We start from the raw sequence: 19,943 nt of genomic DNA, 5'->3' as shown, positions 1-19,943 counted from the left end.
GGCCTCAGGATGGGTGCGGGCTCAGGACAAGCGTGCAGTGATGCTCGAGGATGCCGCCGTTGCCGCCGACGAGCACGACGTCGCGCTTGGGGACCTGGCGCTCGCCGCCCTGGCCGCGCGCCTGGATCACGGCCTCCGACAGGGGGGTCATCCCCCACATGTAGTACCCGGAGAGCATGCCGCCGCCGGTATTGGTGGGGAGTGTGCCGCCCGGGCCCAGCTTTCCGTCGGCGACGTAGGGCCCGCCCTCGCCTTTCTCGCAGAAGCCGTAGTCCTCGATCGACACAAGCACCGTGTAAGTGTAGCAATCGTACAGCTCGCAGATGTCAATATCGTTGAGCGTGATGCCGGCCATCCGGAAGGCGATCTCTTTGGAGATGGCGGCGCCGGTCACGGTGTCGGCGTCCCAGTCCGGGCGGCTAAGGACGCCGCGATGGCCCTGGCCCATTCCGAGGATGTAGACGGGCGGCTGGCGCAGCGCGCGCGCCCGCTCCGCCGTGGTGACGATGACGGCTACGCCCCCATTAGAGACGAGGCAGCAATCGTACAGGTGGAGCGGCTCGACGATCCAGCGGGAGTTGTGATAGTCCTCCATCGTGATCGGTTCCCGCTCCTGCGCCAGCGGGTTCATCGCCGCCCACTGTCGCTCAGCGACGGCGATGGCGCCGAAGTGGTCGTTTGTCGTGCCGTAGAGGTCCATGTGACGGCGGGCGGCGAGGGCGTAGGGCGCGTTCACGCCGAAGAGGCCGTAGGCGAGGTACAGCTCGGAGAGGCCGCGCGGCTGCAGGGCCGGCGCCCACCCGCCGTAGGCTGCGCTGCCACCGCGCCCTTCGCGCAGAGGAGCGTCGGCGAAGACACATACGACGTAGTTGGCCAGGCCGTGAACGACTGCCATCGCCGCGAACTGCACCATGCTTATGGCGGTGGCGCCGCCCATGTTCATCGAGTTCACGAAGCGCAGGTCGCCCAGACCGAGGGCGCCCTGTAAGGCGAGGCCAGCAAACCCGCCCAGAGGCGTCGTTCCGGGGTTTATCAGCAGGCCGTCGATGTCTTCCCTTTGCAGCCCGGCGTCTTCGATTGCCAGGCGCACCGCCTCTTTCGCGAAGTAGACGACGTCGCGGCCGTAGATGCGGCCCATGGGGGTGATTCCCAGCCCGGCGATGGCGGCCTTCCCCCTAATGCTCTCCGTTTGCCGGGGCGTCTCCTCGCGCAGTAGCTCAAGGGTGTCCAGTCTCAACGGCGCTCGCCCCTCGCTTCGCGGCGGGCCCGGCGCGCCGGTCGTCTGGAGGCCGACCCATGGCCGCCGGGCTCGGAAACGGCCGGGTGGTAGATCTCCTCGCTGGCGAGTGTGCTGTAGGTCTCGGGGCGGCGGTCGCGGACGAAATTCATCGGGCCGAGCTGCCTTCGCTTGAGGTTGGTGGCGGGCACTTCGGCGAAGGCGACGCCCTCATCTTCGCCCGTATCGGCGAGCACGTTTCCCAGGGGATCGATGATGCGGCTGTGGCCGTAGAACACAAGCTTGCCCTGGTCGCACGCCCCGACCTGGTCGGCGGAGAGGAACCAGCACTCGTTCTCGGCCGCCCTCGCGCGGTCGAAGAGGTCGTAGAGGTCGCCTCTGATCTTGGGCCATGCGGTCGGCAGGGCGAGTATCTGGGCGCCGCGCAGCGCGAGCTCGCGCGAGGCCTCGGGGAAGCGCAGGTCGTAACAGATCTGAATGCCGAGCTTCCCGATCTCCGTGTCGAAGACGGGCCAGTCTCTGCCCTGGCGGAAGATGTGGTACTCGTCGCCGGGCGCGTGCACCTTGCGATAGACGCCGACGACGCCGCGGGGCCCCACGAGAACTGCGGAGTTGTAGAGCACGCCCGAGCTGGAGACGTCTACGCGCTCCGTCATGCCGAAGACGATGTACATGCCCGCCTCTCGCGCCATGGCCGCGACCTTGCGCGTCGACGGGCCGGGGACCGGCTCCGCGGCGTCGTAGTGGTAGTTCGCCTCGTCTATCGACACCTCGTGGTTGAGGTGATAGAGGTAGCCCTGAAGCGTTTGCTCCGGCAGGACGAGCAGGCGGGCGTGTCTGGCGGCGGCCTCGTGCACGAGTGAAGCGTACTTATCGAGGTTCTTCGCCGTGTCGTGGACGGTGGTCATGGCCGCGACTGCGAGGGTGACGGTCTCTTGTGTCATCGGGTCCCTTCGGCCCCCTGCTGCGGCGGTGGCTCCTTGCCGGTAAGTTGGCAGAGGCGTTCTACAAGTCTGGGCATGACCTCTCCCGCGGGGGCCCGCAGCACGGCATAGCAGATGCCGGAAAGCGCGGTTTCCATGGGATTAACCTCGACCAGCGGCGCCCCCTTGCGGGCAGCGATTACCGGAAATTCGGCCGCGGGATACACGACGGCCGACGTGCCTACGAGGAGCATGCAATCGCAGAGGCTGGTGTGGTACCGGCACGATTCGAGTGCGTCGACGGGAATAGGCTCGCCGAACATCACCGTGTCCGTCTTCATGATGCCCGCGCACTGCGGACAGCGGGGCGGGATCTCTTCGATGGGAAACTCCTTGAGGGGGACGCGGTGGTTGCAGGCGATGCAGCGGAGCTTCAGCCGGTTGCCGTGGATCTCCGTTATCGATTCGCTGCCGGCCTCGTGGTGGAGGTTATCGATATTCTGGGTGATGACGTGCTGGAGGAAGCCGAGTTTTTCCATCTGGGCCATCGCGAAGTGGGCGGCGTTGGGCCGGGCGGCGTCCATCGCCTTTATGAACTCGGACAGCTCGTCACGGGGGCCGAGGCGTTCCGCCCACCAGGCCGTTGGGTCGGCGATGAACTTCTGGTAGCCGTTCATGGCCGGTTCGCCGAGCTTCGTCCACAGTCCGCCAGGGCCGCGGAAGGGCGGCACGCCGCTCTCGACGGAGATGCCAGCGCCGACGAGGGCGACGACGTAGGTGGACCCGGCGATAATGCGCGCGGCGTCGTCGAGCGCTTGTTCGAGCGGATCGTTGGTGGCCATCTCGACGCCCTCCTTCCGGGACCGGCTCCCGAGCCCTCATGATAACGTTTCGCCGATTCCGTCTCAATAGGGGGCGGACGGCCGGTCAACGGAAGGGAAGCGGATAAACGGATGGGACGTTCAGCGGACCATTGAGCCCGGGCTACTGCCAGCCGCTGCGGGCGCCCGCGCTCATCGCTAGGGGCCCGACCGGCCAGTTGAAGCCGTACATCATCGCCTTGTTGATGTCGTCCGCGCTCGCGATCCCCTCTTCCAGCACCTTCCGCGCTTCGGCGACCGCCGCGAAGTAGATGCGGTTGGCGACAAAGCCGTAGTTGCCGGGCGCGTCCTTCACCCGCACTGTCACCTTGCCCGCCCGCTGCCCGACGGCTTCCAGGGCGGTCACCGTTTCCTCCGACGTCTCCGGCGCATGGATGATCTCGATCAGCTTCATCGCCGCCACCGGACTGAACCAGTGCATGCCGACGAAGCGCGACTTGTTGGAGACGGCCACGTTCAGATCGGCGATGGCGAAGCCCGAAGTGTTGGTGGCGATTATGGCGTCGGGCCGGAGCAGGGCGTCGAGTTCCGCAAATACCTTCTTCTTCAACTCCAGGTCTTCCGGGATCGCCTCGATGAGGAGATCGACGTCGCGCAGGTCTTCGACCTTCGTCGTGAACTTGATGCGGGCGAGCGCTTCGTCCATCTGCTGCTGCGTGATTTTGCCGCGCTCGACGCCGCCGCGCAGTCCGAAGCGCCCTTCGGCGATGGTGTTGCGCGACTTTTCGAGGAGCTCGTCGTTCAGGTCGCGCAGGACGATGTCGTAGCCGGCGACGGCCAGCACCTGCGCGATGCCGCCGCCCATTACGCCGCCGCCCAGCACGCCTATCGTCTTGATCTCTTCAGGCTTCATTGCAGTCCTCCCGTTTCCGCTGGTTCTCTTACCGTCTACAGTCTCTGATGTCCTAAGCGCACATGCGCCTGACGACTTCGAAGAGTATTTGCGTCCCCAGGCGCAGGTTTTCTATGGAGATGCGTTCGTTGTGGCCGTGCGCCGACGCCAGCTCGCTCATGGTCAGCAACGCGGGGATGAAGCCGTAGGCGACGACGCCGCGGCGGCGGTAGGCGCGCGAATCGGTGAAGCCGGAGGCGATGGAGGGCAGCAGGAGCGCCTCCGGCGCCTGCTGCTTTGCGACCTCGCGTATCGTCTCGAATAGCTCCGTATCGACGGGCGATATCGGCGTCTGCGATTCGAGTATTTTTTCGATGCGTATTTTGGGGTCGGCGATGACGGCGGTCAGCTGTTCGATGAAGGCGTCGGGCTCGTGGCCTGGCAGGAGGCGGCAATCGAGCACGGCCTCCGCCCGGGCAGGGATGACGTTCGCCTTCACGCCCGCGTTCACCATCGTCGTGCTTATGGTGTCGGTAAGGAGCGCCTTGAGGAGCGGGATATTGGCGGCAAGCTCGCGCAGCGTCTCGTTCGACAGATCGCCCTTGATCATCCCCGCTTCCTGGAGCAGATCGAACATAGGGCGCAGCGCCGGCAGCAGTTCGGGCTCACGTTCCCATTCCTGGATTCGATGGAGCGCGCGCACCAGCCTTTCGACGCAGTTGTCGCGGTGGGGCACGGAGCCGTGCCCCGGCGCGCCCTCGCTCACCAATCGCAGCCACAGCGGGCCCTTCTCGCCGACCGAGCAACTAAACACCGGCCGCTTGACGCCGAACATCTCCTTGCTGCCGTAGCCGCCCTCGTTGATCACGTACTCGACGTCGAACAGCTCGGGGTGGTTCGCGTCCAGCCACTCGATGCCGGCCTCGCCGCCCGCTTCCTCGTCGGCGGCGGCGACGAAGAGGACGTCGCGGCTCAGGGGCAGGCCGAGGCGTCGCAGCAGGAGGAGCGTCATCAGCTCCATGACGCCCATGCCCTTCATATCGACGGCGCCGCGGCCCCACACGAAGCCGTCCCTCACCACGCCGCCGAACGGGTCCTCCTGCCAGAACTCTCGCTGAACGGGGACGACGTCCATGTGGCTGAGGAGGACGAACGGCGGTTTGCGACCGCTGCCGGGCAGGCGCGCCGCCAGGTTGGCGCGGCCGTCGGGCAGGGGGAAGACCTCGCATTCGATGCCGTTCTCGCGCAAGACGGCGCTCAGGAAGTCGGCGGCGGCCTGCTCGCGCCCGGGCGGGTTGCTGGTGTCGATGGCGATGTAGCGCGAAAGGAGGTCGATGGCCTCCCTCGTCACCTCTTCCCAGTCGATGGCCGGAGATGTCGTCATGGCGCCTCTGTCCGCAGGCGGATGCGGCTACGCGAATCATAGCGCCTGCCGGGCTGGGGTCAACAGCCTGTCTGCGATGGGGAGCGGATTGAGCGGATGCGGTCGCTAGCTGTCGTGGTTCCCCGTACCGCGCCTTGAAGGACGAGGCGTGGGCACGCGGCAAATTGACGCCATGGCCGGACGGTGCCAAACTGAGTGTTGAACAGCTTCGGATGAGACGCTTCGGAGGGCAGCGATGAGCGGGCCGCTCGATGGCGTACGCATACTGGACCTGACGTGGGTGCTGGCAGGCCCCTTCGCCAGCATGGTGCTGTGCGACCTCGGCGCCGACGTGGTTAAGATAGAACGGCGCCCCATCGGCGACGTGGCGCGCGCCACCGGGCCGTTCGTCAACGGCGAAAGCTGTTACTTCTTCAGCATAAACCGCGGCAAGAGGAGCGTCACCCTCGACCTCAAGAGCGAGCGCGGGCGGGAGCTGTTCCTGCGGCTGGTGGAAAAGGCGGACGTGGTGATGGAGAACTTCACCCCCGGCACGATGGAAGCGCTCGGCCTCGGCTACGACGTCCTGAAGAAGCGCAACCCGCGCCTCATCTACGCCGCGACGTCCGGCTTCGGGCAGACGGGGCCGGAGCGGTTGCGCCCCGCGCTGGACATCGTTGTGCAGGGCATGGGCGGCATCATGAGCATCACCGGCGAGCCCGGCGGCAGGCCCGTGCGACCGGGCGCGTCGCTGGGCGACATCACGGCCGGGCTTTTCACCGTCATCGGCGTGCTGGCGGCGCTGCACGAACGCGAGCGCAGCGGTCTGGGGCAGATGGTCGACGTGTCGATGCTCGACTGCCAGATCGCGGTGCTGGAGAACGCGTTCGTGCGCTACTTCGCGACAGGCGAGGTGCCGAAGCCGCTCGGCACGCGCCATCCCCTGGCGACGCCGTTCCAGGCCTTCCCCACGAAGGACGGCTACATCGTCCTGGCGCTGAGCTGGGGTGTGGAGAGCCAGTGGGAGCTGTTGCTGGTGACGATAGGGCGCGAAGACCTCATCGACGACCCGCGGTTCGATTCGCCGCAGGCCCGCAACGAGCACCACGCGGAGCTCGAGCCGCTGCTCAGCGAGGCGCTGCGCCGGAAGACGACGGCGGAATGGGTGCGGGAGTTCGACGCCATAGGGCTGCCGTGCGGTCCGCTGAACGATATCGCGCAGTCGGCGGCGCAGCCACAGGTGAAAGCGCGCGAGATGCTGGTACCCGTCCGCCACCCCAAGATCGGCGAGATGCCCTTGCCGAACACCCCCATCAAACTCTCACGCAGTCCGGGCGGGATCAAAGGGCCTTCACCCGAACTCGGGGAGCACACGGCGGACGTGCTGGCGGAGCTTCTCGGGCTGAGCGACGCCGAGATCGAAGAGCTGCGGCGGCTGGAGATCATTTAGGCGAAGAGGGTGCGCGGCGGGGGTTGACGAGAGGAGCATACCTAGCTAGGATATACATATCTTCGCGGAGTATTGAGGCGGATGGAGAAGAGGGAGCAGAACGGCTACTGGGAAATGCTCATAAACCGGAGCGTCCAGCGCTTCTTCCTCCTCGCCGGCCTCCACGAGCGGCCGATGCACGGCTACGAGCTGGCGCGGGCAATCAGGGACGCCTGCGCCGGCTGCTGCCAGCCTACCGACGCCATGATCTACCCCGCGCTCCACGATCTCATCTCCGAGGGACAGGTCGTCTGCCGCGAGGTGACGGTGGGCGGCAGACGGCGCAAGGTCTGCTCGCTGACGGAGAAGGGCGAGGAGGCCTATCGCGAGGCGGCGCTGGCCTGGCAGCGGATGCTTGGTCCGCTGGCCGAGGCTGTGAACGAGGCGCTCAAATGCTGCCCCGCGACGGCGGACGAGTCAGGTGCATTGACGAAGGAAAGGGTGTAGAGATGAAGGAGAACGGGGCGGAAGAGATCAAGCGGGCGGTCGCGGCCAGGTACGGGGCGCACGCGCGCAAGCTGCTGGACGAACTGGAGGCGTCGCAGGCGTCGTGCTGCGGGCCGGCTGAGCCCCCGACGAGCGAAACGTCGAGCTGCGCCTGCGGTTCGGATGCCCCCGCGGAGGCCGACCTGAATATGGCGCGGCACCTCTATTCGAGCGAGGAGCTGAAAGACTTGCCGGAAGAGGCGCTGGTTTCGCTCGGCTGCGGCAACCCGATGGCGATCGCCGAGCTGCGGGAGGGCGAGCGCGTGCTCGACCTCGGCAGCGGTGGCGGCCTGGACTGCTTTCTCGCCGCCAGGCAGGTGGGCCGCAGCGGCCTTGTTTACGGGCTGGACATGAGCGTCGAGATGGTGCAACTGGCGCGCCGCAACGCCGAGCGCGTGGGCGCCGAAAACGTGCGCTTCTGGCTCGGCGAGATGGAGCAGATGCCGTTCCCTTCCAACTCCTTCGATGTGATCATATCCAACTGCGTCATTAACCTCTCGCCGGACAAGGACGCAGTTCTTCGCGAATGTTTCCGTGTGCTGCGGCCGGGCGGGAGGCTGCGGGTATCCGACATCGTGTGGACGCGCGAGCCCAGCGAGGAGGAACGCAGCAACCTCGAAAGCTGGACGGCTTGCGTGGCGGGCGCGCTGACGGAAGAAGCGTACGTATCGAAGCTGCGGGCCGCCGGCTTCCAGAACGCGCGCGTGGAGCGGAAGGGGGATGCGGAAACACCGGTCGGGAACCTCTTCAGCGGCTACATCGCCGCGGAGAAGGCGCGCGGCTGACGCGCTCTTGGGTGCCCGTGAGGCGCCCGCTCCCGCAACGCGACAGTGGTGGGGCCCGCTCGCGCTGTCGGTGCTGCTGCTCGCCTACGGCAACCTCAATTCGTTGGTCCCCTGGGAGCTGCGCTCGCGTTACCTGCTGATCGCTAACCTGGCGCTGCTAACGCTCCTCCTGTTCGAGGCGGTCCGTATCAGCGGCTTTTCCTGGTCGTCGCTCGGGTTCGGGGGCGCGAACGTGTGGCGGAGCGCGTCGCTGGGGACGGGTTTCGCCGTGCTGCTGGCGGCGACCCCCGTCGCGTTCCTGTCCGTCGCGCCGTCCGTCACGGGGGAGCCCATCGAGTACGGCGACATCGGGGAGCTGTCGGCGGGCGCGTTCGCGCTGCGGATGGCGCTGTGGGAGCCGCTGGGCACGGCGTTCTTCGAGGAGGCGGCGTTCCGCGGCGTCCTCTACGCGAAGGTCGCCGCCGCCTCAAGCGAGCTGCGGGCGGTTTGGCTGTCAAGCGCGGTCTTCGGGCTGTGGCACGGCGTGATTACCAGCCGCACGGTCATAGAGAGCGATTTCGTCGATATCCGGTGGCTGCTGCCGCCGGTCATTGCGCTCTGCCTCGCGGGGACGGCGTTCGGCGGGCTGGTCTTCGCGTTCCTGCGCCTCCGCACCGGCCACATCGCGGGGCCGTTCATGGTGCACTGGCTGACGGTGGCGCTGATGTCGCTGGCGGTGTGGGCGCGGGCATAGCGCCTACTTCTCGCGCCGTTCGAGCGCTCGCTCCTCCAGTTGCCTGGAGTAGCTTGTCCAGGCGTTCTCCTCGCCCTGCTGCGCGCGCCAGATGCTGAAATGGCACGTGGGCGCCCCGGCGGGAATCGTGGCGTCGCAGCGGACGTTGAAGCCGCCGAATCCGCCCTCTCCCCCGGCGCCCCATCGCTCCTGGGCGGCGCGCATCATCCCTTCCACAAGGTAGCGCTGGACGCGGCAGTCGAAGGGGCCGTAGACGTCCTGATGGGGGCACCAGAGTATGTGGAACGACGCGGCGTCGGGGCCGTCGATGCTGGGCTTCTCGACGGAGGCGTAGAGCTGCTCGTTGATCCAGGTGGCGACGAGGGAGATCGCTTCGATGTCGGACAGTCCCCCCGTTTCCTCGACGCCCTCCATGCCCTCCTTCATCAGGCGGTAGCCGACGTCTGCGAGGGCTTTAGTGCAGACCTCCTGGCCCTCGCGTCCGAAGCGGGCCTCGACGGCCTTCAGCATTTCGAGGAGGCCGATGGCCATCATCTGACCCCAGGCGAAGAGTTGGGCGGGGTCGTAGTCGGGGCGGGAGAGGGCGTCGGAGCGCAGCTTTTCGACGGCTTTGGCGAAGGGACGGTTGAGTCTGATGCGGGCTCGCCGCTCCTGCTGGCTGAGGTTCATTTCGCGCCTCCAGAGGACTAAATGAGGACGGTGGTCGGGGTGGACAGATTCGAACTGTCGACCTCTTGGTCCCAAACCAAGCGCTCTAAACCTGACTGAGCTACACCCCGACGCGGGACAGGTGCACCGCCCTAAATTATAGACCGCACGCAGCGCGGATGCCATCCGGCGCAGGCGGGGGGTTAAGGGGATGCGGTGAATGTGTCCCGGTCCTGGGGGTCAGCGTGTGTGGGCGGCGCCCACAAGCTCGCGCACGTCCTCCACGCCGGACTCCGCGAGGTAGCGCTCCAGCCCCTCGAGCACTTCCAGCGGCGCCAGCGGGTTCATGAACGTCGCGGTGCCCACCCCGACAGCCGTCGCGCCCGCGAGCAGGAACTCGACCGCGTCCTCGCCGCTCGCGATGCCGCCGCAGCCGACGATCGGGATGTCGAGCGCGGCCGCGACCTGGTACACCGCGCGCAGTGCCAGCGGCTTGATCGCGGGGCCGGAGAGCCCGCCGAAGACGGTGGAGAGAACGGGACGTCGCGAGCGGACGTCGATGGCCATCGCCTGCAGCGTGTTGATGAGGCAGACAGCGTCGGCGCCGGCGTCGGCGACCGCCCGCGCCACCTCGACGATGTCGGTCACATTCGGGGTGAGCTTGACAATGACGGGGAGGGTGGTCTTGCGCAGCACAGCCTTCGTGACCGCCGCCGCCTGCTTCGGGTCCTGGCCGAAGAGCATGCCTCCGACCGCCACGTTGGGGCAGCTCACGTTCACTTCCAGGGCGCTGACGCCGGGGACGCCGTCCAGGCGGGCGGCGAGTTCCGCGAACTCGTCCACGGTCTCGCCGGCGATGTTGACGACGACGGGGACGCGCCACTCAGCCCACACGGGCGCGATATCGCGGACGAGCGCGTCGACGCCGACGTTCTGCAGGCCGATGGTGTTCAGCATGCCGGAAGCTGTCTCGACGGTGCGTGGCTGCGCGTTTCCCGTGCGTGGGCTGAGCGTCGTCCCCTTGCAGACGATGGCGCCGAGGCGCTGGATATCGAACAGCTTCGTCGCTTCTAGCCCCATGCCGAACGTACCCGATGCCGTCATCACCGGGTTCTGAAGGAGGAGCGCCTGCTTGCGCTGGCCGCCGATCTCGACAGAGAGGTTCATGCTGCTCCAGATTCGCGCTTTGCGGGCCGCGCCGGCGCCGGTGGGGCGCTGAGGACGTCGGGGCCAGGCCAATTATAGGGGGCAGCGCCGGAGCGTGTCGAGGGATGCGACGAGCCTCGACACAGCAAGAAAAAAGGGCGACCGTGAGGCCGCCCCTTGTTCCATCCGCAGATTGCGCTAGAAGAAGACCTCCGGCGCGCGCTCGTGGGACGCGAACGACGATCCGTCCTCGTCCTTGTCGTCGCCCGTCGGTCTGATGACCTCGGTGACCGGCTTGCGCCAGCCTCCCGGCTGATAGCTCTCCGTGGAGTCGCCTTCCCAGATGAAGTCGGAGACGTAGTTCTGGAAATCGCGTCGTTCGCCGCATATCCTGCAGACACCGGCGCTGGTGCGTCCGGAAGGGCTTTCGATGATCCAGTGGTGGACGCAGGTTGCCGTCCCTACGCCGGCCTGCTCTTCGACTGCTTTTTCTTCTGTAGTGGGTCCTCTGTTAGCCATCCCCCAACCTCCTTGCGTTTAGCCTCACGTCCGTGTCCAGACTGAAAAGAATATCATGCCCGCGGGCAGGCTGTCAAGCTTTAATATAATAAAACGGTCATTAATTAACAAAGCTGGCCCGGGCGCGACGGGCTGCGTATAATGACGTGGAAACTGCAATATCGAAAAGGCGTTCATGATGGCAAGACTTACTGAGAAAGATGTTTACGCGGCCCTCGCCAGGGTGCAGGACCCGGAGCTCGGGCGCGACCTCGTGTCCTTGAACATGGTTCGCGATGTGCAGGTGCGAGACGGGCACGTTTCGCTTAAGATGGTTCTCACCACGCCCGCCTGTCCCCTGCGCGAGAAGATCGAGGCGGACGTGAAGCAGGCGCTGCAGGCGCTACCGGGCGTGAAGTCGGTTTCGCTGGAGATGGGCGCTGAGGTGCGGGCGGCGGCGCCGCAGAAGGGCCCACAGCCCATAGAGGACGTCAAGCACGTAATCGCTGTCGCCAGCAACAAGGGCGGCGTGGGCAAGACGACGGTGGCGGTGAACCTGGCGGTGGCGCTGGCAAAAGCGGGCGCGCGGGTCGGGCTGCTGGACGCCGACGTCACCGGCCCCAACGTGCCGCTGATGGTAGGGCTGCGTTCGGGCTTTATGGGACAAGAGCGCGGGCTGACGACGGTCGAGCGGTACGGCGTGAAGGTGTGCTCGCTGGGATTCGTGCTGCCGAAGGCATCGGCTGTCATCTGGCGGGGACCGCTTATCGACAGGGCGATCCGCGATCTGCTGCATCAGTTGTCGTGGGGCGAACTCGACTATCTGCTGGTCGACCTGCCGCCGGGCACAAGCGACGCGTCGCTCAGCGTGGCGCAGTCGGTGCCCTTGAGCGGCGTGTTGATTGTCACGACGCCGCAGGAGGTATCGCTGGAGGACGCGACGAAGGCGGTGACGATGTTCCAGCGCATGGACGTGCCCGTGCTGGGAATCGTCGAGAACATGAGCTACTTCGTCTGCCCGCATTGCGGCAAGCGCACGGCGGTCTTCGGCGAGGGCGGAGGCCGCGTCGCCGCCGAGGAGATGGAGCTGGAGTTCCTGGGCGAGATACCGCTGGACGTGGAGACGCGCGCCGCGGGCGACGAAGGGGTGCCGGTAGTGGAGATGGCGCCCGAGTCGGCGGCGGGGCGTGTCTTCCGGGCGCTGGCGGAGAGGGTGGCTGCCCGCTGTAGCGTCGTCTACCTCTCCAGCGGAGCCGACTAGTCCCACCTTACGCGCGTTCGCATTCGGGAAAAACGGCGAATCGACTTGCCGCGTGACAAACGCTGCAAAGTGTGTTAAGGTTCTTAGCAAGTAGTAGTTGTCCTGTCTTCGAACTGCAACTCAGAGTCCACATCTCAGTTTGCACTCGACGACCAGGAATAGCGGACCTGAAGGAGGTCGTCGAGTGTCCTACACAGACAAAACCCTTACCTGCGTCGATTGCGGCGCCTCGTTCACCTTCTCGGCTGAAGACCAGGAGTATCACGCCAGCCGCGGATTCACGAACGAGCCCAAGCGCTGCCAGTCCTGTCGTGACGCCCGCAAGTCTGAGCGCGGCGGTGGCCGAAGTTATGGCGGCTACAGCTCGTCGCCGCGACAGATGTATCCGGCGGTGTGCGCCGAGTGCGGGCAGAAGACTGAGGTCCCGTTCGAGCCGCGGGGTGACCGTCCCGTCTACTGTCGCGACTGCTTCGCCAAGCGGTCGCCGGCGCGCAATCGCTACTAGCGCCGACGGCTTGATGCCGTCCCTAGGCGTCTAGGACGGGCCGGAAACGAGCCGTTTGCGGGCCACTTCCACATAGTGCGCATCGTTCTCGATGAGTAGCCAGCGGCGCTCGTGCTGCCGCGCGGCGAGCGCGAGTGTGCCCGTACCCGCGAACGGGTCGAGGATGAGATCGCCCGGCCGGGTCGCAATTAGCACCAGGCGCTCCAGCAGGGCGAGCGGCTTCTGCGACGGGTGATAGCCGTTCTCGCGCTCTTTCTTGGGGGTTACAGGGAGCTCCCAGAGGTTGCGCATCTGACGTCCGCCCGCCATCTCTTTCGCGTCCCAGTAGTTGAACGTCCACTTGCGCGCCTTCTCTGCAGTCCCGTTGACGGCCCAGATGATCTGCTCCGTGCTCTCCGTAAGCGTGCGGGCGGTGATGTTGGGCTGCGCGTTGGGCTTGAACCAGACGATGGAGTTCAGGATGCGCCGCTTCATGACGTGCTGAAGGATGAATCCGAGCAGATAGACGTTGTGGAACGTGCCGAAGACAAGAATGTTGCCGTTCGGCTTGACGACGCGGCAGACCTCGGAGAGCCAGCGGACGTTGAACCGGAAGAAGTCGTCCTGGGAGAAGCGGTCCCAGGCCTCCTGCATCGTTACGTGGGAGGAGAATGCCCAGCCGAGTCCTTTCTTGCCGCGCCGCCCCCGACCCGACGCGATCCCGAACGGCGGGTCGGCGATGCAGTGGTCGATGCAGGCGTCCGGCCAGCCGGCCATCACCTCAAGGCAGTCTCCCTCGATGATGGAGTTGGCGTTAGGTTCTGCGAGCACTGGACAGTTCTGAGGGTTGAAACCCTCAGCCTCCGTCTGGCAACGTCTCAACCAAAAGTCCGCCCGGAGCGCTGAGGCGCAGTCGTACCGGGGGAGCTCTGAGGGGGCTTGCCCCCTCAGACGGGGGTTTCAGGGGGTGCCCCCCTGATTTGACCCACGTCTGCGGGTGGGTGGGTGGGAAGATAAGCGTTCGTGTTACACTCACCACACAGACGCTGCTCTAAAGCAAGAGTTGCGACTCGAATCCTCCGGCCCTGGTCTCATGGACGAGCGAATGGTTGCGTTCGGGTGCAGTGCTGTGGCTAGCCCTCCTCTTGCTGCTGCGCGGCCAGCTCACGCTGGTAGGCCTTCCAGCCCGGACACCACTTCGTGTGCCAGCGCCAGATCCTCGCCATGATCGACTTCGGGTTCTTCTCCGCGCGCAGGCGCATGCCGCACGTCTCGCACTTCGATTCCATCACATCCGCCTCTCTAGAAAATCTCCCGCAATTCAAAGCGAGGCCCGTCTCGGCACACCTGCTTCACGCCGCGGCGCGTCTCGATGGCACAACCGTAGCACAAACCGATTCCACAGGCCATATTCGTCTCCAGTAGCACCTGTACCGGCGTCCGGCTGCGCGCTTTCCGGACCACCTGCGCCATCGATTCGTACATCGGGCGCGGCCCGCAGGCGAAGACCTGGTCGGCCCACGACAGCGACTCCGCGAACGGCTCCGTCACCAGACCCTTGCGCCCCAGTGACCCGTCCTCCGTGACGATCACCAGCTCGGCCTGCGGCGGCAAGGAGCGCACGGGCGCGGTCTGCTCCGCCGTCCGCACGCCGATAATGAAGCTCACGTTCTTGCCCTTCGCGACCGCCTGCTCGGCGAGCCAGACGAGGGGCGCCGTGCCCATGCCGCCGGCGACGAGGAGCAGGTTCCTCGCCCGCGGCGCGACGGCGTAACCGCGGCCCAGCGGCCCCCAGGCCAGCACCTCGTCGCCCGGCGCCTTCTTTGCCAGGAGCGCCGTTGCGCGTCCCCACACCTGGTAGAGCAGCGCTACTTCGTCGCCCTCGGCCCCTTTGCGAACGCCGTGATAGCTCATGGGACGGCCCAGGAGAGGGTCGCTGCCGTTTAGGATGCGGAACATCAGGAACTGCCCGGGCGAAGCGCCTTTCGCGAGGGGCGGCGCGTGCAGCCAGACGAGGTGCGTCCGGCCGAAGAGACGCTCGTTGCTGACGATGCGCGCTCGGACGACATTCATCGGGTGCTGATGTCCTCTGTTATCTCGCGACTTCGCAGGTAGAGGGAGAGCGGCTGGACGCTGAAGGTCTGGCCGCCGCGCAAGAGCGCCTCGACGGCTGCTCTCGCGGTATCGAGCGATGTGAAGCAGGGGATGCGCTTCTCGGCGGCGGCGCGGCGGATCTGGAAGCCGTCGCGCATCGCTGTCGGCTGGCCGCCCTCCGGCGTGTTGATCACGCAGTCGACCAGCCCATCCTGTATGACGTCGAGAACGTTGGGATGGCTCTGATCGAGGAGCTTGGTGACCTGTTCGACCGGCATCTCCAGGGCGCGGATGAGGGCGGCGGTGCCCTCCGTCGCGTAGAGGCGGAAGCCGGCTTCGATGAGGCGGCGGATGATGGAAACGGCCTCCGGCTTGTTGCGGTCGGCGATGCTGAGGAGGACGCCTCCCTTCGGGGGCAGCATGAGCTCGGCGGAGAGCAGGGCTTTGGCGAGGGCGGCCGGAAAACTGGTATCGACGCCCATCACCTCGCCTGTCGATTTCATCTCCGGTCCCAGATAGGTGTCGACGCCAATCAGCTTCGCCATCGAGAACACGGGCGCTTTTATGGCGACGAGCCCCTGCGCCGGCCAGAGTCCGCCGCGGTATCCCTGCTCGGCCAGCGAGCGGCCCAGCATAACGTTCACGGCGAGCTTCACCATTGGCACGCCTGTCACCTTCGAGATGAAGGGCACGGTGCGGCTGGCGCGCGGGTTGACCTCGAGCACGTAGACGGAGGAGACGCCGGTAGCGGGGTCGCTTCTGATTACGAACTGTATGTTCATCAGCCCTCGAACGTCGAGGGCGAGGCCGATCCGCTCCGTGTAGTCGACGATCGTATCGATCTCTTCTTGTGTGAGGTTCAGACCGGGGTAGACCGCCATCGAGTCGCCGGAGTGGACGCCGGCGCGCTCAATGTGCTCCATGATGCCGGGGATGAGCACCTGCTCTCCGTCGGCGATGGCGTCGACCTCGACCTCCTTGCCCTCGAAGTATTTATCGATGAGCACGGGTTTGCCGCTGCCGAGCTGGACGGCGGCGGTCATAAAGCGCACGAGCTCGGTGGCGTTCTGGACGATCTCCATGGCGCGGCCGCCGAGCACGTAGGAGGGGCGCACAAGGACGGGGTAGCCGATTACCTCGGCGGTGTTGAGGGCGTCCTCGAGGCTGGTGACGCCGGCGCCCGGCGGCTGCGGGATGCCGAGGCCGCCGAGGAAAGCCTCGAAGCGGCGGCGGTCCTCGGCGAGGTCGATCGCTTCGGCGCTGGAGCCGAGTATGGGCATAGAGGCTTTGCTTAGCGCGCCGGCGAGGTTTATCGCCGTCTGCCCGCCGAACTGGACGATGGACGGGGGCGGCGAATCGTCGCCTCCTTCGTTTTCCAGGATGTCGCGCACACCCTCCTCGTCCAGCGGCTCGAAGTAGAGGCGGTCGCTCGTGTCGAAGTCGGTGGAGACGGTCTCGGGATTGGAGTTGGCGATGAGCGCTTTGTAGCCCGCCTGCTCGAGCGCCCAGACCGAGTGCACGCTCGCGTAGTCGAACTCGATGCCCTGGCCGATACGTATGGGCCCGGCGCCGATGACGAGCGCCTTCTTCACAGGCTCGGGTTCGGCCTCGTTCTCCTGGTCGTATGTGCTGTAGAAGTAAGGCGTGGCGGCATCGAACTCAGCGGCGCAGGTATCGACCATCTTGTAGACGGGGCGGATGTCCCACTGCCGGCGGAGGAAGCGCACCTGCTCCGTCAGGCGGTCGGCGAGGACACCGATCTGCTCGTCGGAGAAGCCCATGCGCTTGGCGCGGCGCAGCAGATCGGGCGTGAGCGGCTCAGAGAGAAGGCGTTTCTCCATCGCCACGATGTTCGCCATCTTGTACAGGAACCACGGGTCGACGCCGGTCTCCCGGGCGAGCGCCATGGGGTCGGCGTCACGGCGCAGGGCGGCCATCAGCGCCCAGAGGCGTTCGTCGTTGGCATTCAGCGGGAAGGAGCAGCCGCCGGGCTGCTGCTTTGTTGCGCCCTTCCGTCGGGCGACCGCCTTGTCCTCGCTCTCCTTCCAGCGCGCGTCCTCCCACAGCAGGGAGCGGTTGCCGACTTCGAGTGAGCGCACGGCCTTCTGGAGGGCCCCCTCGAAGGTGCGGTCGATGGCCATGACCTCGCCGGTCGCCTTCATCTGTGTGCCGAGCTGGCGGTCGCCAAAGGCGAACTTGTCGAAAGGCCAGCGCGGTATCTTGACGACGAGGTAGTCGAGCGCAGGCTCGAAGGCGGCGCTCGTCTTGCCGGTGACCGCGTTGCCGATCTCATCGAGTCGCTTGCCGACGGCTATCTTGGCGGCAACCCGCGCTATGGGGTAGCCGGTGGCCTTGCTGGCCAGGGCGGAGCTTCGGGAAACGCGGGGGTTGACCTCGATCACGTAGTAGGGGGGCGCCGAGGCGTCTTTGTACTGCCACTCCACGATCTCCGGCCGGGGCGCCAGCGCGAACTGGATGTTGCAGCCGCCCTCCACTCCCAGCGCGCGGATGATGCGCAGGCTGGCGGAGCGCAACATCTGGTATTCCTTATCGTTCAGCGTCTGGCTGGGCGCTACAACGATGCTATCGCCGGTATGAACGCCCATGGGGTCGATGTTCTCCATATTGCATACCGTGATGCAGTTGTCGGCGGCGTCGCGCATGACCTCGTACTCGATCTCCTTCCAGCCGAGGAGGCAGCGTTCGAGCAGCACCTGGTGAATGGGGCTGACGGCCAGGCCGCCGGCGACGATCTGCTCGAACTGCTCCGGCGTGTGGGCGATGCCGCCGCCGGTGCCGCCGAGAGTGTAGGCGGGGCGCACGACCAGCGGCAGCCCGAAGATGTCGGCGACGAGGCGGGCCTCGCCCATCGAGGTGACGGTCGCGCTCTCGGGGGCAGGCTCGCCGATGTCGTGCAGGAGCTGCCGGAAGAGCTCGCGGTCCTCCGCCTTCTGTATTGTCTCCAGCGGCGTTCCGAGTAGACGGACGTTGTATTCATCGAGGACGCCTGCCTCGGCGAGCGCTACGGCGAGGTTAAGGCCGGTCTGGCCGCCGAGCGTGGGCAGCAGGCCGTCCGGGCGCTCCCGCTCGATGATGCGCGTGAGGACGGGAACGGTAAGCGGCTCGATGTAGACGATGTCGGCGATCCCCTCGTCGGTCATGATCGTCGCCGGGTTGGAGTTGACGAGGACGGAGGTAACGCCTTCCTCGCGCATCGCCTTGCAGGCCTGTGTGCCTGCATAGTCGAATTCGGCCGCCTGGCCGATGATTATCGGGCCGGAGCCGATGATGAGCACCTTCTTCGGTTTGTCAGCCAATGGACCCAGACCTCTCGATTGCTGCAAACGACATCTTCACCGCTTTCTCCGTGTGTATGGGGCGCTCGGTGTGACGGGGGGCGTGACCCGAAGCGCATATGCGAGCAGGTACGAACCGCCCAGCACGACGGCCAGGACGAGGAGGACGCTTCCGTAAGCGGGGAGCGGCGTCAGGAAGAGGAGAACCGCCAGGAAGGCGCATCCTCCGGCGCCGATGCCCCAGCCCATAGCGTGATTCTGCCACTCGAGGAACCACTCGCCGACGAAAGGCAGGCCGATGAACCCCATGCTGAAGCCGAAGCCCCCTGCAAGAACAGCCAGCATGAGCGAGACGATGAAGAAGGCGATCGCGCGTATCACCTCGCCCTGCGCCAGGTTGACGAACAGGCCGGCGACGGCCGTGGCGGCGAGTATGACGGCAGCGGAGAAGCCCATAGTGCTGAGGGTGAGGACGCTGAAGGCGAGGCGCGTCTCTATGTGGCCGACGGCGCGGCGGACGAGGGGCCGCCGGCGGCGTCGTTGCACCCAGCGGCGCGGGCCGCCTGAGCCTGTATCGTCTGAGCCGGTGCTGTCAGTCTCTTCTGGCATGTTTTGATTTCCGCGCGTGACTCGCCGCGCTGAGTCAGCCCAACGCTTCGCCCCATCCTATCGCGTCGCCAAGCGAGGCCACTGCCTGCTTAAAGAGAGCGAGACCGTCACCGGAGAGCAGACACAATCTGATGGGAGGGCGCTTGTCATCGCTTAGGACGCTCTCGTCGAACGCAACGCCGGGAATACGGTTCAGGTCTTGCCGAAACTGATCGATGTGTTGGGCCGGAATCTTGTTCTTCATCCATGCGAAGTTCACCCAAAGGTGGCCGCCACTGGTGACTGTGAATATCGATATCCGTCGCCCGTCGAAAACGTAGTAGAAGGAGAACGAGGCTTCGGCGGCCCCAGCTCTGCCCCAGCCGATGGCGTCGCGTTCGGCGGTGAACCGGAGGAGTTCTTCGACGATCTGTGCGTCCTCCTCGTCCCGCAAGTCTCGCAGTTTCTCCCGAAACTTCTCCTCATCCAAAACGGGGGGAAGGGAGTGGGACTTGCGGGCGTAGCCGAAGAGGTGGGGCACGAAGATGTCGCGAGCGTCATCATCGTCCTTAAAGCGCACTAGCTGCAGCAAGTAGATACCAAAGCTGCTGTGCGTGTTAACAAACGTGACCGTCTTTCTCAGCTCGTCGTAGATGTCGTCGACTGCGACGATGAGTCTGATGCGACCATCGCGAAGCTGTTCGCCGACTCTGGCTTCGAGGTCGCTCAGAGGGAGCAGCTCACGCCCCGCTTCTGTCGCGCTCGTCTCCAGCAGCTTTGTCATAGCCTCTGGCAGGGTCAGCGCCCGGTATTCCTCTGCGGCGTGGCCGGACCTGAGGTACGCGTTGGCGCGGCTCACTACATCCTCCGCGGACAATTCGGAAAGGCTCGCACCATATTCCAGAGTCTGACCGACCACGGTTCTCCTCGCCTCGGGGTTTTTTCGGAGCTTCGTCTCGACCAGCGTCAACAGGCCCGCCGCGTCGAGGAAGAGCACGTCGGCAGAGCCCGAGCCCAGAGTCACCTCCCGCCCGATCGGCAAAAGGGGCAGCGGGTCTTCCTCCGCCTCTTCGAGAGGGATCAGGGCGGGGAATCGCAACAAGAAGTCCTGGAGCTCCTGTTCCGAGGCGTAGCCCGCGCTCTTGAGCACCCGTACGCGGTCACCCTCTCTTATGACTATTCTATCCATGAAGCGTTCT

The 19,943-nt window shown here is 65.9% G+C and carries 20 protein-coding genes and 1 tRNA gene; 6 read left to right on the top strand and 15 right to left on the bottom strand.

Going from position 1 to position 19,943, the window contains the following annotated elements:
* Window positions 1–4: 4 nt before the first annotated feature.
* From QME71_00865 to QME71_00845, 5 genes are all read right to left on the bottom strand, one after another.
* Window positions 5–1,138, bottom strand: a complete 1,134-nt coding sequence (locus QME71_00865; GenBank protein ID MDI6856857.1) for a thiolase family protein — start codon at window positions 1,136–1,138, stop codon at window positions 5–7.
* A gap of 95 nt (window positions 1,139–1,233) precedes the next feature.
* Window positions 1,234–2,181: a carbon-nitrogen hydrolase family protein gene (locus QME71_00860; GenBank protein MDI6856856.1), complete on the bottom strand. Its 948-nt coding sequence runs from the start codon at window positions 2,179–2,181 to the stop codon at window positions 1,234–1,236.
* Window positions 2,178–3,002: a Sir2 family NAD-dependent protein deacetylase gene (locus QME71_00855; GenBank protein ID MDI6856855.1), complete on the bottom strand. Its 825-nt coding sequence runs from the start codon at window positions 3,000–3,002 to the stop codon at window positions 2,178–2,180. The genes QME71_00860 and QME71_00855 overlap by 4 nt, the downstream gene beginning before the upstream one ends.
* Window positions 3,003–3,144: 142 nt before the next feature.
* Window positions 3,145–3,894: a 3-hydroxyacyl-CoA dehydrogenase family protein gene (locus tag QME71_00850; protein ID MDI6856854.1), complete on the bottom strand. Its 750-nt coding sequence runs from the start codon at window positions 3,892–3,894 to the stop codon at window positions 3,145–3,147.
* Between the two features lie 52 nt (window positions 3,895–3,946).
* Entirely contained in the window at window positions 3,947–5,257 is a 1,311-nt protein-coding gene (locus tag QME71_00845; protein ID MDI6856853.1) for a M20/M25/M40 family metallo-hydrolase, read from the bottom strand.
* Between the two features lie 235 nt (window positions 5,258–5,492).
* Between QME71_00845 and QME71_00840 the strand changes: the two genes are divergently transcribed.
* The 4 genes from QME71_00840 to QME71_00825 all read left to right on the top strand — a co-directional run bounded on the left by QME71_00840 (window position 5,493) and on the right by QME71_00825 (window position 8,729).
* A complete protein-coding gene (locus tag QME71_00840) occupies window positions 5,493–6,686 on the top strand; it encodes a CaiB/BaiF CoA-transferase family protein (protein MDI6856852.1) in 1,194 nt (397 codons plus the stop codon).
* Between the two features lie 81 nt (window positions 6,687–6,767).
* Window positions 6,768–7,172 carry a PadR family transcriptional regulator gene (locus QME71_00835; GenBank protein ID MDI6856851.1) on the top strand — a complete coding sequence of 135 codons (405 nt, stop codon included), beginning with the start codon at window positions 6,768–6,770 and terminating at the stop codon, window positions 7,170–7,172.
* A 2-nt stretch (window positions 7,173–7,174) separates the two neighbouring features.
* The gene (arsM, locus tag QME71_00830) at window positions 7,175–7,996 is read left to right on the top strand and encodes an arsenite methyltransferase (GenBank protein MDI6856850.1); all 822 of its coding nucleotides are present in this window, start codon (window positions 7,175–7,177) and stop codon (window positions 7,994–7,996) included.
* A 7-nt stretch (window positions 7,997–8,003) separates the two neighbouring features.
* Entirely contained in the window at window positions 8,004–8,729 is a 726-nt protein-coding gene (locus QME71_00825; protein ID MDI6856849.1) for a CPBP family intramembrane metalloprotease, read from the top strand.
* Window positions 8,730–8,732: 3 nt separating this feature from the next.
* Here QME71_00825 and QME71_00820 read toward each other — a convergent pair whose 3' ends face one another.
* The 4 genes from QME71_00820 to QME71_00805 form a co-directional block, all read right to left on the bottom strand.
* Window positions 8,733–9,398 (bottom strand): hypothetical protein, encoded by a 666-nt coding sequence (locus QME71_00820; GenBank protein MDI6856848.1) that lies wholly within the window; start codon window positions 9,396–9,398, stop codon window positions 8,733–8,735.
* Between the two features lie 31 nt (window positions 9,399–9,429).
* Window positions 9,430–9,508 (bottom strand) — tRNA-Pro (locus QME71_00815).
* Between the two features lie 109 nt (window positions 9,509–9,617).
* Window positions 9,618–10,544, bottom strand: a complete 927-nt coding sequence (locus tag QME71_00810) for a dihydroorotate dehydrogenase (GenBank protein ID MDI6856847.1) — start codon at window positions 10,542–10,544, stop codon at window positions 9,618–9,620.
* A gap of 177 nt (window positions 10,545–10,721) precedes the next feature.
* Window positions 10,722–11,042 carry a hypothetical protein gene (locus QME71_00805; GenBank protein MDI6856846.1) on the bottom strand — a complete coding sequence of 107 codons (321 nt, stop codon included), beginning with the start codon at window positions 11,040–11,042 and terminating at the stop codon, window positions 10,722–10,724.
* A 178-nt stretch (window positions 11,043–11,220) separates the two neighbouring features.
* Here QME71_00805 and QME71_00800 point away from each other — a divergent pair, with 178 nt between their 5' ends.
* Both QME71_00800 and QME71_00795 read left to right on the top strand, forming a co-directional pair.
* On the top strand, window positions 11,221–12,282 hold the full coding sequence (locus tag QME71_00800) for an Mrp/NBP35 family ATP-binding protein (GenBank protein ID MDI6856845.1): 1,062 nt from the start codon (window positions 11,221–11,223) through the stop codon (window positions 12,280–12,282).
* Window positions 12,283–12,466: 184 nt separating this feature from the next.
* Entirely contained in the window at window positions 12,467–12,787 is a 321-nt protein-coding gene (locus QME71_00795; GenBank protein MDI6856844.1) for a zinc-ribbon domain containing protein, read from the top strand.
* 30 nt (window positions 12,788–12,817) lie between these two features.
* Here QME71_00795 and QME71_00790 read toward each other — a convergent pair whose 3' ends face one another.
* The 6 genes from QME71_00790 to QME71_00765 all read right to left on the bottom strand — a co-directional run bounded on the left by QME71_00790 (window position 12,818) and on the right by QME71_00765 (window position 19,933).
* Window positions 12,818–13,597, bottom strand: coding sequence for a site-specific DNA-methyltransferase (locus tag QME71_00790; protein ID MDI6856843.1), 780 nt, complete (start codon window positions 13,595–13,597; stop codon window positions 12,818–12,820).
* A gap of 302 nt (window positions 13,598–13,899) precedes the next feature.
* A complete protein-coding gene (locus tag QME71_00785) occupies window positions 13,900–14,055 on the bottom strand; it encodes a hypothetical protein (GenBank protein ID MDI6856842.1) in 156 nt (51 codons plus the stop codon).
* Between the two features lie 13 nt (window positions 14,056–14,068).
* Window positions 14,069–14,839, bottom strand: a complete 771-nt coding sequence (locus tag QME71_00780; GenBank protein MDI6856841.1) for a dihydroorotate dehydrogenase electron transfer subunit — start codon at window positions 14,837–14,839, stop codon at window positions 14,069–14,071.
* Window positions 14,836–18,177: a carbamoyl-phosphate synthase large subunit gene (gene carB / locus QME71_00775; protein ID MDI6856840.1), complete on the bottom strand. Its 3,342-nt coding sequence runs from the start codon at window positions 18,175–18,177 to the stop codon at window positions 14,836–14,838. Before carB ends, QME71_00780 begins: the two co-directional genes overlap by 4 nt.
* A gap of 36 nt (window positions 18,178–18,213) precedes the next feature.
* Complete coding sequence (locus QME71_00770) at window positions 18,214–18,765, bottom strand: hypothetical protein (protein ID MDI6856839.1); 552 nt, start codon at window positions 18,763–18,765, stop codon at window positions 18,214–18,216.
* Window positions 18,766–18,799: 34 nt separating this feature from the next.
* Window positions 18,800–19,933, bottom strand: a complete 1,134-nt coding sequence (locus QME71_00765) for a hypothetical protein (protein MDI6856838.1) — start codon at window positions 19,931–19,933, stop codon at window positions 18,800–18,802.
* Between the last annotated feature and the right edge of the window lie 10 nt (window positions 19,934–19,943).

This window comes from Dehalococcoidia bacterium (assembly GCA_030018455.1).
Classification (GTDB): Bacteria; Chloroflexota; Dehalococcoidia; order DSTF01; family JALHUB01; genus JASEFU01.
This window is presented reverse-complemented; position numbering and strand designations above follow the sequence as displayed.